Source organism: Kitasatospora paranensis, assembly GCF_039544005.1.
GTDB classification, from domain to species: Bacteria; Actinomycetota; Actinomycetes; order Streptomycetales; family Streptomycetaceae; genus Kitasatospora; species Kitasatospora paranensis.
In genome coordinates, this window is sequence record NZ_BAABKV010000001.1 from 836,259 (window position 1) to 848,429 (window position 12,171).

At 70.7% G+C, this 12,171-nt stretch carries 14 protein-coding genes and 2 pseudogenes; 9 read left to right on the top strand and 7 right to left on the bottom strand.

The window, feature by feature from the left end:
• Nucleotides 1-85: 85 nt before the first annotated feature.
• The 4 genes from ABEB13_RS04310 to ABEB13_RS04325 all read left to right on the top strand — a co-directional run bounded on the left by ABEB13_RS04310 (nt 86) and on the right by ABEB13_RS04325 (nt 3,980).
• On the top strand, nt 86-1,066 hold the full coding sequence (locus ABEB13_RS04310) for an adenosine deaminase (RefSeq protein WP_345704354.1): 981 nt from the start codon (nt 86-88) through the stop codon (nt 1,064-1,066).
• A 237-nt stretch (nt 1,067-1,303) separates the two neighbouring features.
• Nucleotides 1,304-2,530, top strand: a complete 1,227-nt coding sequence (locus ABEB13_RS04315; protein ID WP_345704355.1) for a PP2C family protein-serine/threonine phosphatase — start codon at nt 1,304-1,306, stop codon at nt 2,528-2,530.
• Between the two features lie 79 nt (nt 2,531-2,609).
• Nucleotides 2,610-3,569 (top strand): 2-hydroxyacid dehydrogenase, encoded by a 960-nt coding sequence (locus tag ABEB13_RS04320; protein WP_345704356.1) that lies wholly within the window; start codon nt 2,610-2,612, stop codon nt 3,567-3,569.
• Nucleotides 3,570-3,680: 111 nt separating this feature from the next.
• Nucleotides 3,681-3,980 carry a hypothetical protein gene (locus ABEB13_RS04325; protein WP_345704357.1) on the top strand — a complete coding sequence of 100 codons (300 nt, stop codon included), beginning with the start codon at nt 3,681-3,683 and terminating at the stop codon, nt 3,978-3,980.
• 167 nt (nt 3,981-4,147) lie between these two features.
• On the opposite strand, the gene ABEB13_RS04330 is transcribed toward ABEB13_RS04325, so the two are convergent.
• Nucleotides 4,148-4,831 (bottom strand): hypothetical protein, encoded by a 684-nt coding sequence (locus ABEB13_RS04330; RefSeq protein ID WP_345704358.1) that lies wholly within the window; start codon nt 4,829-4,831, stop codon nt 4,148-4,150.
• Between the two features lie 187 nt (nt 4,832-5,018).
• Between ABEB13_RS04330 and ABEB13_RS04335 the strand changes: the two are divergent.
• A pseudogene (locus tag ABEB13_RS04335) lies at nt 5,019-5,351 on the top strand (transposase); the annotation flags it as partial.
• On the opposite strand, the gene ABEB13_RS04340 reads toward ABEB13_RS04335, so the two are convergent.
• A complete protein-coding gene (locus ABEB13_RS04340; RefSeq protein ID WP_345704359.1) occupies nt 5,337-5,951 on the bottom strand; it encodes a DNA topoisomerase subunit B in 615 nt (204 codons plus the stop codon). The pseudogene ABEB13_RS04335 and the gene ABEB13_RS04340 sit on opposite strands and share 15 nt — an antisense overlap.
• A 480-nt stretch (nt 5,952-6,431) precedes the next feature.
• Here ABEB13_RS04340 and ABEB13_RS04345 point away from each other — a divergent pair, with 480 nt between their 5' ends.
• Entirely contained in the window at nt 6,432-6,668 is a 237-nt protein-coding gene (locus ABEB13_RS04345; RefSeq protein ID WP_345704360.1) for a hypothetical protein, read from the top strand.
• Between the two features lie 235 nt (nt 6,669-6,903).
• Here ABEB13_RS04345 and ABEB13_RS04350 read toward each other — a convergent pair whose 3' ends face one another.
• Nucleotides 6,904-7,389: a hypothetical protein gene (locus ABEB13_RS04350; protein ID WP_345704361.1), complete on the bottom strand. Its 486-nt coding sequence runs from the start codon at nt 7,387-7,389 to the stop codon at nt 6,904-6,906.
• 58 nt (nt 7,390-7,447) lie between these two features.
• Here ABEB13_RS04350 and ABEB13_RS04355 point away from each other — a divergent pair.
• The 3 genes and pseudogenes from ABEB13_RS04355 to ABEB13_RS04365 form a co-directional block, all read left to right on the top strand.
• Nucleotides 7,448-7,803: pseudogene (locus tag ABEB13_RS04355) on the top strand (helix-turn-helix domain-containing protein); the annotation flags it as partial.
• 328 nt (nt 7,804-8,131) lie between these two features.
• Nucleotides 8,132-8,734, top strand: coding sequence for a hypothetical protein (locus ABEB13_RS04360; protein ID WP_345709533.1), 603 nt, complete (start codon nt 8,132-8,134; stop codon nt 8,732-8,734).
• A 264-nt stretch (nt 8,735-8,998) separates the two neighbouring features.
• Nucleotides 8,999-9,391 (top strand): YidH family protein, encoded by a 393-nt coding sequence (locus ABEB13_RS04365; RefSeq protein WP_345704362.1) that lies wholly within the window; start codon nt 8,999-9,001, stop codon nt 9,389-9,391.
• An 18-nt stretch (nt 9,392-9,409) separates the two neighbouring features.
• Here the strand turns inward: ABEB13_RS04365 and ABEB13_RS04370 are convergent, their stop codons facing one another.
• The 4 genes from ABEB13_RS04370 to ABEB13_RS04385 all read right to left on the bottom strand — a co-directional run bounded on the left by ABEB13_RS04370 (nt 9,410) and on the right by ABEB13_RS04385 (nt 12,043).
• Nucleotides 9,410-9,757 (bottom strand): hypothetical protein, encoded by a 348-nt coding sequence (locus ABEB13_RS04370; protein ID WP_345704363.1) that lies wholly within the window; start codon nt 9,755-9,757, stop codon nt 9,410-9,412.
• Between the two features lie 41 nt (nt 9,758-9,798).
• Complete coding sequence (locus ABEB13_RS04375; RefSeq protein WP_345704364.1) at nt 9,799-10,227, bottom strand: MFS transporter; 429 nt, start codon at nt 10,225-10,227, stop codon at nt 9,799-9,801.
• Nucleotides 10,203-11,339: an MFS transporter gene (locus ABEB13_RS04380; protein ID WP_345704365.1), complete on the bottom strand. Its 1,137-nt coding sequence runs from the start codon at nt 11,337-11,339 to the stop codon at nt 10,203-10,205. Before ABEB13_RS04380 ends, ABEB13_RS04375 begins: the two co-directional genes overlap by 25 nt.
• Before the next feature lie 200 nt (nt 11,340-11,539).
• On the bottom strand, nt 11,540-12,043 hold the full coding sequence (locus tag ABEB13_RS04385) for a peptidylprolyl isomerase (RefSeq protein WP_100892060.1): 504 nt from the start codon (nt 12,041-12,043) through the stop codon (nt 11,540-11,542).
• Nucleotides 12,044-12,171 lie beyond the last annotated feature (128 nt).

Below are 12,171 nucleotides of genomic sequence, written 5' to 3' on the forward strand. Positions count from 1 at the left end.
TCACCGGGCGGACACATTGCACCGCTGTTCGGCGCACAGCGGCAGGGAGGAAGGAATGTATGGCTTCGTTCCGTAGAATCGCCTGATGCCCATACCCAAAGCTGAGCTTCACCTGCACATCGAAGGCACCCTGGAGCCGGAGCTCGCTCTGCGGCTCGCCGAACGCAACGGTGTCACGTTGCCGTACGCGGACGTGGCCGGGCTGCGCGCGGCGTACCGGTTCGACGATCTGCAGTCCTTCCTCGACCTGTACTACCGGCTGATGGACGTGCTGCGCACCGAGCAGGACTTCACCGACCTCGCCGACGCCTACCTCGCCCGGGCCCGCGAACAGGGCGTCCGGCACGCCGAGATCTTCTTCGACCCGCAGGCGCACACCGCCCGCGGGGTGGCGTTCGACACCGTCCTCGCCGGTCTGTCGGCCGCGCTCGACAGCAGCGAGGAGCGCTACGGCATCACCACCGGCCTCATCCTCTGCTTCCTGCGCGACCGTCCGGAGGAGGAGGCGCTCGCCACCCTGGAGGAGGCCAAGCCGCACCTCGACCGGATCACCGCCGTCGGGCTCGACTCGGCCGAGGTCGGCAACCCGCCGTCGAAGTTCGCCCGCGCCTACGAGCGGGCCAGCGAGCTCGGCCTGCACCTGGTCGCCCACGCCGGGGAGGAGGGCCCGCCGGAGTACGTCCGCGAGGCCCTGGACGTGCTGCACGTCGAGCGCATCGACCACGGCATCCGCTCGCTGGAGGACCCGGAGCTGGTCGCCCGGCTGGTGGCCGAGCGCATCCCGCTGACCGTCTGCCCGTTCTCCAACGTGCGGCTGCGCTGCGTGGACACCCTCGCCGACCACCCGCTGCGCCGGATGCTCGACGCGGGCCTGCTCGCCACGGTGAACTCCGACGATCCCGCCTACTTCGGCGGCTACGTGGACGAGAACCTCACCGACACCGCCGCGGTGCTCGGACTGACGGACGACCAGGTCCGCACACTGGCCCGGAACTCGTTCGAGGCCGCCTTCCTGGACGACGCCACCCGTGCCCGCTACCTGGCGGAGGTCGACGCCCACCGCTGAACCGCCGTCCCGCGGGCGGGCGGGTGGACCGGCAGGCGGACGGGCGGATCTGTGACGCCCGCCCGGACGCCGCCGCGCGGGACGTGCCGGGAGCGGCCGACCACCCTCGCGGGTGCATCGGCCCCCACCCGGGCGGACCCCTGGCCGACGCCCGTCCGGCGCTCGTCCGGCGCCACCCGGCGACAGGCACCTATCGTGGAGATCGTCCACAGTGGCAGGCGCTGAGGCGGGCCGAGCATGACGGATGCGGAGATCGACTACGCGGGGGTGTTCCAGGCGCTGCCGGGCATGGTGGCGCTGCTGACGCCGGACCTGGTCTACGCGGACGCGAACCAGGAGTTCCTGCGGATGTCCGGGCGGACCCGCGGGCAGGTCGTCGGCCGCTACCTGTTCGACGTGTTCCCCGACAACCCGAACGACGACGCGGCGAACGGCATGCGCAACCTGCAGGCCTCGCTGCTGCGCGTCCTCGCCACCGGCGAGCGCGACGCCATGGCCCTGCAGCGCTACGACGTGGAGTCGGTGGAACGGCCCGGCGAATGGGAGGAGCGCTACTGGAGCCCCGTGAACGCCCCGGTGCTGGGCCCCGACGGCCGGGTGGCCCTGCTGGTGCACCGGGTGGAGGAGGTCACCGAGCTGATCAAGGCCCGCGGCACCCCCGGCAGCACCCGCGCCCGCGTACTGGAGGCCGAGCTCTACACCCGGGCCCGGGAGCTGCAGGAGGTCAACGAGCGCCTGCGGGACGCACACGCCCGGGAGCGGGAGGTCGCCCTGGCCCTGCAGGAGGCGATGCTGCCCGCACCGGTCGACACCACGCGCCACCACGCCGCCGTGCGCTACCGGCCCGCCGTCGGTTCCCTGAACGTCTGCGGGGACTGGTACGACCTCGTCGACCTGCCCGGCGGCCGGATCGGGGTCGCCGTCGGCGACGTCGTCGGCCACGGCCTGCGGGCCGCCGGCGTCATGGGCCAGCTGCGCAGCGCCCTCAGCGCCGCCTCCCGGGTCGCGGAGGGTCCGGCCAAGGCCCTGGAGGTCCTCGGGCTGTACGCGCGCTTCGTCGACGGCGCCGAGTCCGCGACCGCCGTGGAGACCGCGGTCGACTGGGCCACCCGCACCATCGCCTACAGCAGCGCCGGCCATCCCCCGCCCGCTCTGCTGCACACCGACGGAACGGTGGAGTTCCTGGACCAGGCCACCGACCCGCCGCTCGGCGCCCGACCCGAGCACGTCTCCCGTCCGGAGGCCGCGACCGCCTTCGGCGAGGGCGACACCCTGGTGCTCTACACCGACGGCCTGGTCGAGCGGCGCCACGAGGACATCGACACCGGCCTGGGCCGCCTCGCCGCCTCCCTCGTCCGGCACCGGGAGGCAGACCTCGAAACGCTGGCCGACGCCCTGCTGCTCGACCTGCTGCCGCCCGGCGGCGCCACCGACGACACCGCCCTGGTCCTCGTCCGGCTCTGACCCGGGCCGCCGCCGACCGGCCCGGTTGCCCGCGGCCCGGTGGGTTGCCCCGCCACGGCATGGCTGCTGTGATCACTCCATGAGCCCCGCCACCGGCCCTCGCGCCGGGCAGCCGGCCGCCGTCCTGCTCCCCTATCCGCCGGAGCAGGTGGGCGGCGCACCGGGCCTGTCCGTGACGGTGTGGGACGGCAGGGGCCCGGAGCCGCCCGAACAGGTGCTCCGCGAGATCGGGTTCTTCGTCGTCCCGTACACGCTGGCCTCGGCCGCGCTGCCGCTGCTGCCGCGGATGTCACGGCTCCAGGTGGTGCAGAGCCTGTCTGCGGGGGTGGATGACCTCCGGCCGTTCGTGCCGCCGGGGGTGACGCTCTGCAACGCGCGGGGTGTGCACGACGCCAGCACCGCCGAGCTCGCCGTCACCCTGGTCCTCGCGGCGCTGCGGGGCGTACCCGGCTTCGTCCGCGCCCAGGACGAGGGGCGCTGGCAGGGCGGGTCCTTCCCGGCGCTGGCCGACCGCACTGTCCTCCTGGTGGGGCACGGGGCGATCGGCGCGGCCGTGGAGGAGCGCCTCGTCCCGTTCGAGTGCGGGATCCTGCGGGTGGCGCGTTCCGCCCGTGCGGCGGCCCGGGGGCCGGTGCACGCGCTGGCCGACCTGCCGGAGCTACTGCGGCAGGCGGACGTGGTGGTGCTGACGGTGCCGCTCACCGACGCGACCCGGGGGCTGGTCGACGCGCGCTTCCTGGCCGCGCTGAAGGACGGCGCGCTGCTGGTCAACGTGGCGCGCGGACCGGTCGTGGACACCGCGGCGCTGCTCGCCGAACTGCAGGCCGGACGGCTGCACGCGGCGCTGGACGTCACCGATCCGGAGCCCCTGCCCACCGGTCACCCGCTGTGGCACGCCCCGAACACCCTGATCAGCCCGCACGTGGGCGGCAACAGCTCCGCGTTCCTGCCCCGCGCCCTGCGCCTGATCCGCACCCAGCTCGCCCGTTACACCGCTGGGGAGCGACCGGAGAACGTCGTACTCGGTCCCGGCGCCTGACGGACCTGGACCCGGCTTCGTTCACGGGGTCGGGTTCTGACCCACTTTCCGCGGAGGTCTGACCGAGTGTGATGTCCGTCGTGTGTGGTGGGATGGCCGGACTTTGCTGCCGTGACCTACTGGGGGTCCGTCCTGATGCCCGTGCACCCGTCTCTGGCCTTCGCCCTGGCCGAGGGTTTGATCGATGTCCTGCGGTTCATCGAGGGCTGTGACGACGAGCAGATGAATCCAGACGACGCGGTCAAGGTCCTGGAGGGTGTCGGCCACCTGGTCGGCATGCTGTCGAGTGGTCAGCGGAGCGAGTTCGTCGATCTCCTGGCGACGATGGCCGAAGCCGAGTCCGACCCGGCGCGGCGGAAGTTCCTCGAAGGGTTCCCGGAAGGCTTCGGTCTCCTGGATGATGCGGCCTGACCTGGGGTTCACGAATAGAGCAGGACGCGCTGGCGCAGGAGATCGAAGCCGGCCCGGCCGAACATCCGGCGCATGAGCGTTTTGATCCGGTTTGACGTGTCCTTCGACGACGCCGGAGTTCCCATGGCCGCCGGTTGCTCCTCGTCCGTCCACACAACCGACGGTGATCACCGGTGGCCGTCTCCGCCTGTGGACCGACCGCACCCATTCACCGGTCCGGGAGTGCCGAATCCCGCGCGAGCGTCGTCTTCGTTCTCCCTCATCTCGCGCCAGGCTGCGACGAGATCGTGGTAGCGCAGGAAACGGGCGCCAGGAACAGTCTCGCCGCTGAACGTCTCGCCGTTGAGCCAGCAGATGTCGAAGACGTCGGTCTCGGTGTCCAGCAGGCAGCACACACCACCGCTGGTGGCGGTGAGGTCGGTGAACACCTTCCTGACGCTCGCGGACTGCACAAACATCCGGCTCATACTCGAGGTAGCGGCTGTGAACTGCAGTGACGCGAAGTTCGGGTGCCACGCGGGGGTGAACCTGACAGTCAGGTAGATGTAGCCGACCAGTACCCGTCCAAGCTCGTCCACTCTGCTGGAATCACGGAGGAAGAACTCGCGCATCGCGTCGTCGACGCCAATGACGATCGAGGTGTCCAGTTCGAGCGTGCCGCCTGCTGAACAGTCGACCGGTTTGCTCCTGAAGTTCGAGGTGAACTGCACGGTCACCTGCTCTCCGCCCGGCAGGGTCACCGGAAGCGCCGGCGTGTCGCGGCCTTGGGGAGCGAGCTCGGCCAGCCGGGTCAGTGCCCTCACGACGTTCCGAGGGGGCATAAAGATCTCGTAGCTGTAGTCCAGTCCCATACCGCCCTGCCTCCCCTGTCCTGAGCCGGCATCCTTGCACGGAATCGCCCGGCCCCCGGCTGATTTCGGGGCGGCCGGCTTCGTCCGGCGGGCGGCCAGATCAACCGCCCACCGGCACCTGAAGCACTCAGTCGCACCCGGCAGGTGACCGGACGCGCCGGCTCGCACTGGGTCTTCAGTCAGCCGCGACGAGCGACTCAAGCTGAAGTCAGTGCTCGCACACCCTGAACTGGGCGCGCTCACCGGTCACCTCCGAGCATTCGGGAAGATGATCACCGAACTCCAAGGCGACCAGCTCCCGCAATGGATCGAAGCGGTCCGCGCCGACGACCTGCCGAGTCTCCACACTGTCGTCAACGGCCTGGAACCCGACCTTGCCGCCGTCACCGCCGGCCTGACACTGCCCTGGAGCACTGGCGTCGTCGAGGGCCACGTCAACCGAATCAAGATGCTGAAGCGGCAGATGTACGGACGAGCTGGGTTCGCACTGCTGCGGAAACGAGTCCTACTTGCCGGCTGAGTTCTTGGTCTCTGCACGCAGGTCGCGAATCGTGAACGTCACGGGTGAGGGGAGCGCGTCACACTCGTGACCATGCAGCTCATCCGGGAGCAGTGACCTGGCGATGGCCTCGTCGGGGCCACAGTACGACGGATCAAGGTGGAATGTGGTCCGAGTACCGGAGAGTCTGGACGTGCCGAATTCCTCCCAGGCCCCGACAGGCGTCGCCCCGGCCAGCTCCTGGCGGAAACCTCGCCCGTCGAGCCAGACCTCGACAACCGTACGGACGCTGAGGGCCGCGGCCGCGGCCGGCGCCCATCTCCCTTTGTCGAGGAGGGAACCGAAGAATCCGGGAACAGGCCTGCCCTGCTCGACAGCGCTACGGTGCCGAGCATCCTCCACAGTGAAGCTCAGGTCCGATCCGATCTCCACACTGATCCGGCCATGCACGCCCGCGCCGTGGTGCAGCGCATCCCAGACCACCTGCTGAAGAACCTCCGTCGGCAGCTCAGGACTGTCCTTGCCCACCCGGAAATACATCGCCGGACGCGCCCGGACGTGCTCTTCGAAGGTGATCAACTGGATCTGATCGGCTGTGTAACACTCCACGTCTCCGATCATGACACTCACCACTGACAAGTCGCCCCGCCCATCCCAGAGAGCGGGATGTTGTGACGCAACGTCACCTTTCGCAGAAGTCGGACCAGAGCCCGAGATCGGACAGCAGTTGGGCAGCACCTCCGACAGCAACCCGACTTATCACCATTCGCATGGAGGTCGATGTCGGCCGCGTCGCTCGACCTGCTGTCCCGCTGAGTCGTGAGGCGACTGGTCGGCGGTATGACAGTTGCGTTGCTTCGACCCAGGCGGACAGCAAGGACAACAAGGGGGGCCAGGCAGCTCGGAGGAGCCAACACAAAGCGCGGACGCGCCGGTAGGTGGCCCAGCGGGTCCTGCCGGAGCCGGTACGGCCGAAGCGCCGCAAACCTGTTCACGTCGGAGTGAGCCGTGACTAGGCTGATCGTCCAGGGCAGGATCCGTGGTTCAGCGGCCCCCGGTCCTTACCGTCTGCCGTTGCCTTCAACAACATTGGAGCTGTCCGTGATCCGGTCGGTGCTGACCGTGCTGTGGTTCGTCGTGGCAATCGGCGGTGGTCTGCTGGTCGCTGTCAACTTCCGCGGCATCGCCGAGAGGATCTTCGATCTGATCGCCCGGTATTCATGGACAGGGCCCGGTACAGCCACCTCGACCACGATCCGCATCGTGGGCGGCGGCTTCGCCGTGGTCGCCGTCCTCGGCCTGGGCGTGATCTGGCTCTCGCACGTCCAGGGGCACTAGGGGAGCAAACAGAAGCTCTGCTGAGGCCACATCTCCTTCCCGAGTACGCGTTGAACTGGCCATGGGGAGGGAACGGTCCTCCGTGGATGGTGTCGGACGACCTGCGGGGGCGGATTGAGCCCTTACTGTCGGTCAGACGGCGTCGTTCGCGCATATTCCGGCCGACTGCCGCTGGATGACCGTGGTTCTTGGACAGCTGCGCGAATCCGTACGAGCGGTTCATCGGCGTACTGGCTCACCGTCGCTCCTGAGCCCTGGATGCCTCCAGCCACTGATCCATTACGTCCTCGACTTCGTCCAGGGCCGGATCGCGATTCCCGTCGGGCGCGTAGGCCGGTGACCGGTCGGCGCGCAGTTCCAGATGTGCGCAGTACTCGGCGCGCCGGGCACCTGCTCGTTCCGCAGGTGCGCCCGTGCGGAAGTAGGCGAGCAGTGCTGTCAGGACCCTGCGGCGCCCGAATGCGTAGAGCGCCGGCTCGACGAACCAGCGGCAGAAGCTTGGGTCCGGGTCGTAGACGGCAGCCGCCATCAGCGGATCGAAGAACTCCTCGGGCAGGCTGGCGCGTGCCAACAGCGGCCTTGCTACGGCTCGGGCCAGGTGCCGCGCGCGCCGGTCTTCGGGCACGTCGGCTGCGGCCTCGAGGTCCAGCAGGCGAGCCACTTCGGCTGCGCATGCAAGGAATGTACGTGTTGATGCCTCGCGGCGGTCACCTTCGGTCATGGCAGGATTCTCACCCACCGGCCGCACCGGGAACGGCCGTTATGGGTGAGATGACCTCGACCGAGTCCTGCTGGTCGCGGCCTACTTGCGAACGAACCTGACGCTGGGGCGAATTGCTCCACTGTTCGGAGTGTCCAAGTCGGTGCCCGGCCGAATCATCGACCGCGTCGGCCCGCTGCCCGCGGTCATGCCCGGGGCGCGGTTCCCCGAGGGCACCCGTGCTGATTGTTGACGGAACCCTCGTGCCCACCCGCGTCCACGCGATCGCCGAGAAGTCGAAGAACTACCGGTACTCCACGAACCACCAGGTCGTCATCGACGCCCACGCCCGCCTGGTCGCGGCGGTAGGGACACCTCCCCGGAAACCGGAACGACTGCAAGGCATGGGAGGGGCCCGGCGCGGCAGCCGCCATCGTCGTCGACCGATTCGATCAGCCGGCGCGCCTTCTTGAGTATCGGTTCCCCGAACCGCTGCCTTTCGCGCGTGCGCGAGGTCCTCGGCAGTTGGATGCCCTGCTCGGCGAGGGCCATCTCGGAGGGCGCAGACGCGAAACCCAGGTCCGAGACCGGCAGGCTGCCCGGCTGGTGGGCGGACCCGGTGCAGTCGCAGGCCACGGAAGACCCGGAGGTGCGACGCACAGGAGCCGTGCCTGCCCAACCCGCGAGGTCCGACGAAGACGTCACCGGCTGACCAGCGCCGTCCGCGGGGCGGGAAGCGTCGGAGGAGCCCTAGTCTGGCGTGATGGCGATCCACGGCTTCGCGACCACGGAGTTCCAGCTCGTGCTGCTGCGCCGGATGGCCGACTTCCACCCGGAGTTGGTCGAGCGGGCCGTGCGGCGGCTGGGATGCACAGCGTCCGAGATGCGCGAGGCGAACAAGCGCTGGCAGGCGATGCTCCGGTCGAGCCGGTTCCCGCACGGCGCCCGCCGCTACGCCGCGGTGCTCGGCCCACCGGAGGCCGTGCTGCCGCGGCGGATCGGCGACCTCGACTGCACGTCGCAGAGCTGGCGGCTGCCGCTCTGGCCCGAGCTGCGGTTCGAGATCCTGCTGGGGCCGGCCGGCCCGGCGGCTCCGCCGTGGAACGAGTGGCTGGTCCGGGCGCCGGGCACAGCCGTGCCGCGGCTGCGCACGGTGGGCGACCTCGTCCCGTGGAGCTGCGTGGTGTCGGACGTGGCGGCCGCCTTCCCGCCCGCCGTCCCGCGCGAGGGCGGTGCGCCGACCCGGTGGGAGCTCGACTTCACCGCCCCGGACGGGACGGGCCGGCCGCGCTCCTGCACGGCCGACTTCACCTGGGGCCTGCTGCAGGAAGTCCGGGCGCGGGACGACGGCGCGGAGCGCCCCTGAGCTCTCGGCAGGAGGTCGGGCCCAGCCGCGGCGGGCCGCCCGCCGGCCGAGCCGGATGCGGGTGTCGACCCCTCGCGCCCGGCGCCCTCGCACCCGGCGCCTGCGCGTCAGGTCTCCCGGTCGCCCGGGGCAGCGGGCGGGGGCCTCCGCACGGGCGGCGCGGCACGATCGGCCCGTTGTCACGACCGGTTAGGATCTTTCCGACCATTCGGTACGAATGTTGCGCACCCCGGCCGACCGCCGGAGCAGACAGGAGCGCCCCGCATGGCGAACGAGGAGCCCTCGCAGCCGACCGGGCCGCGCGCCGACCGGGTGCCGTGGTGGCAGGACGGCGAGGAGCCGGACTACCGGGCCACCCTCGCCAACGAGCGCACCTTCCTCGCCTGGACCCGCACCGCCATGGCACTGCTGGCGGGCTCACTGGCGGTGCTCCAGCTCAGCCAGATCGCCTCGGGCACGCTCCGGCTCACGCTGACCTGCTACCTGATCGCCCTGTCCGTCGGGACCTTGCTGCTGGGCTACCACCGCTGGCGCAGCACCCAGCGCCGGATGCGGCTCGGCCTCCCGCTCACGCACGCCCCCCACCAGTTGCTGGTCACCCTGGCGGTCCTCGTCCTCGTCGGCCTCATCAGCGTGATCGCGGCGACCACCCACTGACCCCGGCCGCCGCCACCCTCACGACGTTCGGATGGACCGGGCCGTGCAGTGATGGCAGTGGAGGACATCGACCGGCCCACCGGAGCGCACCCGGGCCACGGCCCGCGCACACGACACGGCGGACAGCACGCCGAGCGCGACCAGCACCACGCCGACAGCACGCCCGCTGATCAACGGTTTGACGGCCAGTACGAACAGCACCGCCGCCGCCAGGAACCGCACGGCACCCCGGCCCCGGACCACGGGCCGGTGCCGCTCGCGGACCACACTGATCTCGGTCGGCTCCTCGCACCGCGGGCAGCAGCCCACCCCGCCGGTCCCGCCCCCGCCGGCCCGCACCGTCTCGACCATCGGATCATCCGTCACACAGCAACCCTACGGCTCGCGTCCAGGGAGTCGACGGGTGGTCAGTTCCGCGCCCGGAGGCGCCAGACCAGCGGGAGGGCAAGGCCGGCGAGCAGGGCGAGCAGGCCGGAGAGCGCGATGGCGCGTCCGGTGCCGACGGCCTGGACGTCGCGGAAGGCCGCGGTGATGGCGTCCTGGGTGGCCTGGTCGACGGAGGCGAGGATCTGGGAGGCCAGCTTGGAGTCGGTCACCGCGTTGCCCAGCTGCTGGGCGTCCGCATCGGACAGGCCGGCTGCCTTGGCCCGGTCCACCGCCTGATTGGTCTCCACGCCCTGCTGGACGGCCACCGTCACGGCGACGCCGAAGGCGCCGCCCAGCATGCTGGTCACCTTGAACATGCCGGAGGCGGTACCCGCGAGTTCCTCCGGCGGCCCGGCCACCGCGGTGTCGGAGAGCGGGATGGACATCACGCCGAGTCCCGCGCCGAGCACGAGGAGTCCCCGGCCAGGATGGCGTAGTCGTAGTGCCGGCCGATGATCGCGGTGATCAGCGTGCCGGCGCCGAGCAGCAGCAGACCCAGCACGACCGGCAGCCGGGCGCCGCGCCGCGCGGAGAGCCGGCCGCCGTACGGGTTGAGCAGCAGGATGGTGGCGGTGGAGGGCAGCAGCAGGAGCCCGGCGGCGACCGGGCCGTAGCCGCGGACCTCCTGGAGGTAGAGGGTGAGCAGGAAGCTGACCCCTGCGAAGACGATGTTCATCACGGAGTTGGCGACCAGCGCACCGCAGAACGGGCGGGAGGAGAAGAGCCGCAGGTCGACCAGCGGATCCGACAGGTGCTTCTCGAGCAGGACGAAGAGCCCGGCCAGCGCCACCGAACCGACCAGCAGCGTGATGATCAGCGGATCGTCGAAGCCCTCCTCCTGCCCGGCCGTGCAGCCGTAGAGCAGGCAGAACGCGGCCAGCGCGCTGGTGAACAGGCCGGGCAGGTCGATGTGGCGGGTCGCGTTCGGGTCGGTGGACTCAACGGCCGAGCGGCGCACCAGCCAGAGGCCCGCAAGAGCCAGCGGGGCGTTGATCCAGAAGGTGGAACGCCACCCGAGCGTGCCGGTGAGGATGCCGCCGACGGCCGGTCCCGCCGCCTGGCCGACCCAGGCGACCGCCATCCACGCGCCGAAGGCCCGCGGCTGCTCCTCCGGCGGGAACATCGGCGGGATCAGCGCCAGGGTGGCCGGCAGGATGAGCGCGGCGCCGACACCCATGGCCGCCCGGCCGACGATCATGCCGGTGACACCTGGTGCGAAGGCCGCGACCAGGGAGACGGCGCCCATCACCACCAGGCCGATCTCGAGCATCCGCTTGCGCCCGAACACGTCGCCGAGGCGGCCGGCGGCGAGCACCAGCGCGCCGGTGGACAGGCTGAAGGCGTTGTTGGCCCACTGCAGGTCGGTCAGCGAGACCGACAGTTCCTTGGAGATCGTCGGGACGGCCACTCCGAAGTCGGCGAACGAGAGCCAGACCATGCCGGCCGCGACGCACATCCCGATCAGCGCCCTCCAGCGCTGATCCGAGTAGCCCTTGAGGGGCTCAACGGTCGATCGCGCCATGGGCCGGCTCCCGGTCTCAGGCCGGCCTCGCGCCGGAACGGACCACCCAACCATGCGTGCCGCGGCCGCCCGTCACGGTGCGACACCCACGGACGGGGCCCCGATACAGCCGTACGGCCCTGCCCGTGGGGCAGGGCCGTACGAAGGATGGTCGGCGGGGCGGGTTCACACGCTCCGTCGGGTGTGCGGCCGGGGGACCGTCAGATCGTGCCGGACTTCGCGATGGTGATCACCGCGCTGGTACGGCCGCTGTCGGAGCCCAGCTTCTCGATGGCCGTCACCACGTCCATGCCCTCGACGACCTCGCCGAAGACGACGTGCTTGCCGTCCAGCCACGAGGTGACAACGGTGGTGATGAAGAACTGGGAGCCGTTGGTGTTGCGACCCGCGTTGGCCATCGAGAGCAGGCCCGGCTTGCTGTGCTTGAGCTGGAAGTTCTCGTCCGCGAACTTCTCGCCGTAGATGCTCTTGCCGCCGGTGCCGTTGCCGGCGGTGAAGTCGCCGCCCTGCAGCATGAACGCCGGGATGACCCGGTGGAAGGACGAACCCTCGTAGCCGAAGCCGTGCTCGCCGGTGGCCAGCTCGCGGAAGTTCTTGGCCGTCTTGGGGACGACGTCGTCGTACAGCTTGAACACGATCCGGCCGAGGGGCTCGGTCTGACCGTTCTTGGTCGTGGTGATGTCGAAGAAGACATTGCTCGTCATGGGACCAGTCTCCCACTTCGCCCGGGTGCTCGGTCACCTGGGCTCCGCCCCCGTGTCGCCCGGCGACCCCGCAGCCGTCCCCGCCCGGTCGGTGCCCGGGCGGCCTCCCGGGCCCTCTGCGGGCCCGC

Bases quoted from the DNA above. Each gene is read 5' to 3' on its own strand.
- ABEB13_RS04315 (WP_345704355.1), top strand. From the start codon at position 1,304: ATGACGGATGCGGAGATCGACTACGCGGGGGTGTTCCAGGCGCTGCCG.
- ABEB13_RS04360 (WP_345709533.1), top strand. From the start codon at position 8,132: ATGGCGATCCACGGCTTCGCGACCACGGAGTTCCAGCTCGTGCTGCTG.
- ABEB13_RS04320 (WP_345704356.1), top strand. From the start codon at position 2,610: ATGAGCCCCGCCACCGGCCCTCGCGCCGGGCAGCCGGCCGCCGTCCTG.
- ABEB13_RS04385 (WP_100892060.1), bottom strand. From the start codon at position 12,043: ATGACGAGCAATGTCTTCTTCGACATCACCACGACCAAGAACGGTCAG.
- ABEB13_RS04350 (WP_345704361.1), bottom strand. From the start codon at position 7,389: ATGACCGAAGGTGACCGCCGCGAGGCATCAACACGTACATTCCTTGCA.
- ABEB13_RS04330 (WP_345704358.1), bottom strand. From the start codon at position 4,831: ATGGGACTGGACTACAGCTACGAGATCTTTATGCCCCCTCGGAACGTC.
- ABEB13_RS04310 (WP_345704354.1), top strand. From the start codon at position 86: ATGCCCATACCCAAAGCTGAGCTTCACCTGCACATCGAAGGCACCCTG.
- ABEB13_RS04365 (WP_345704362.1), top strand. From the start codon at position 8,999: ATGGCGAACGAGGAGCCCTCGCAGCCGACCGGGCCGCGCGCCGACCGG.
- ABEB13_RS04340 (WP_345704359.1), bottom strand. From the start codon at position 5,951: ATGATCGGAGACGTGGAGTGTTACACAGCCGATCAGATCCAGTTGATC.
- ABEB13_RS04380 (WP_345704365.1), bottom strand. From the start codon at position 11,339: ATGGCGCGATCGACCGTTGAGCCCCTCAAGGGCTACTCGGATCAGCGC.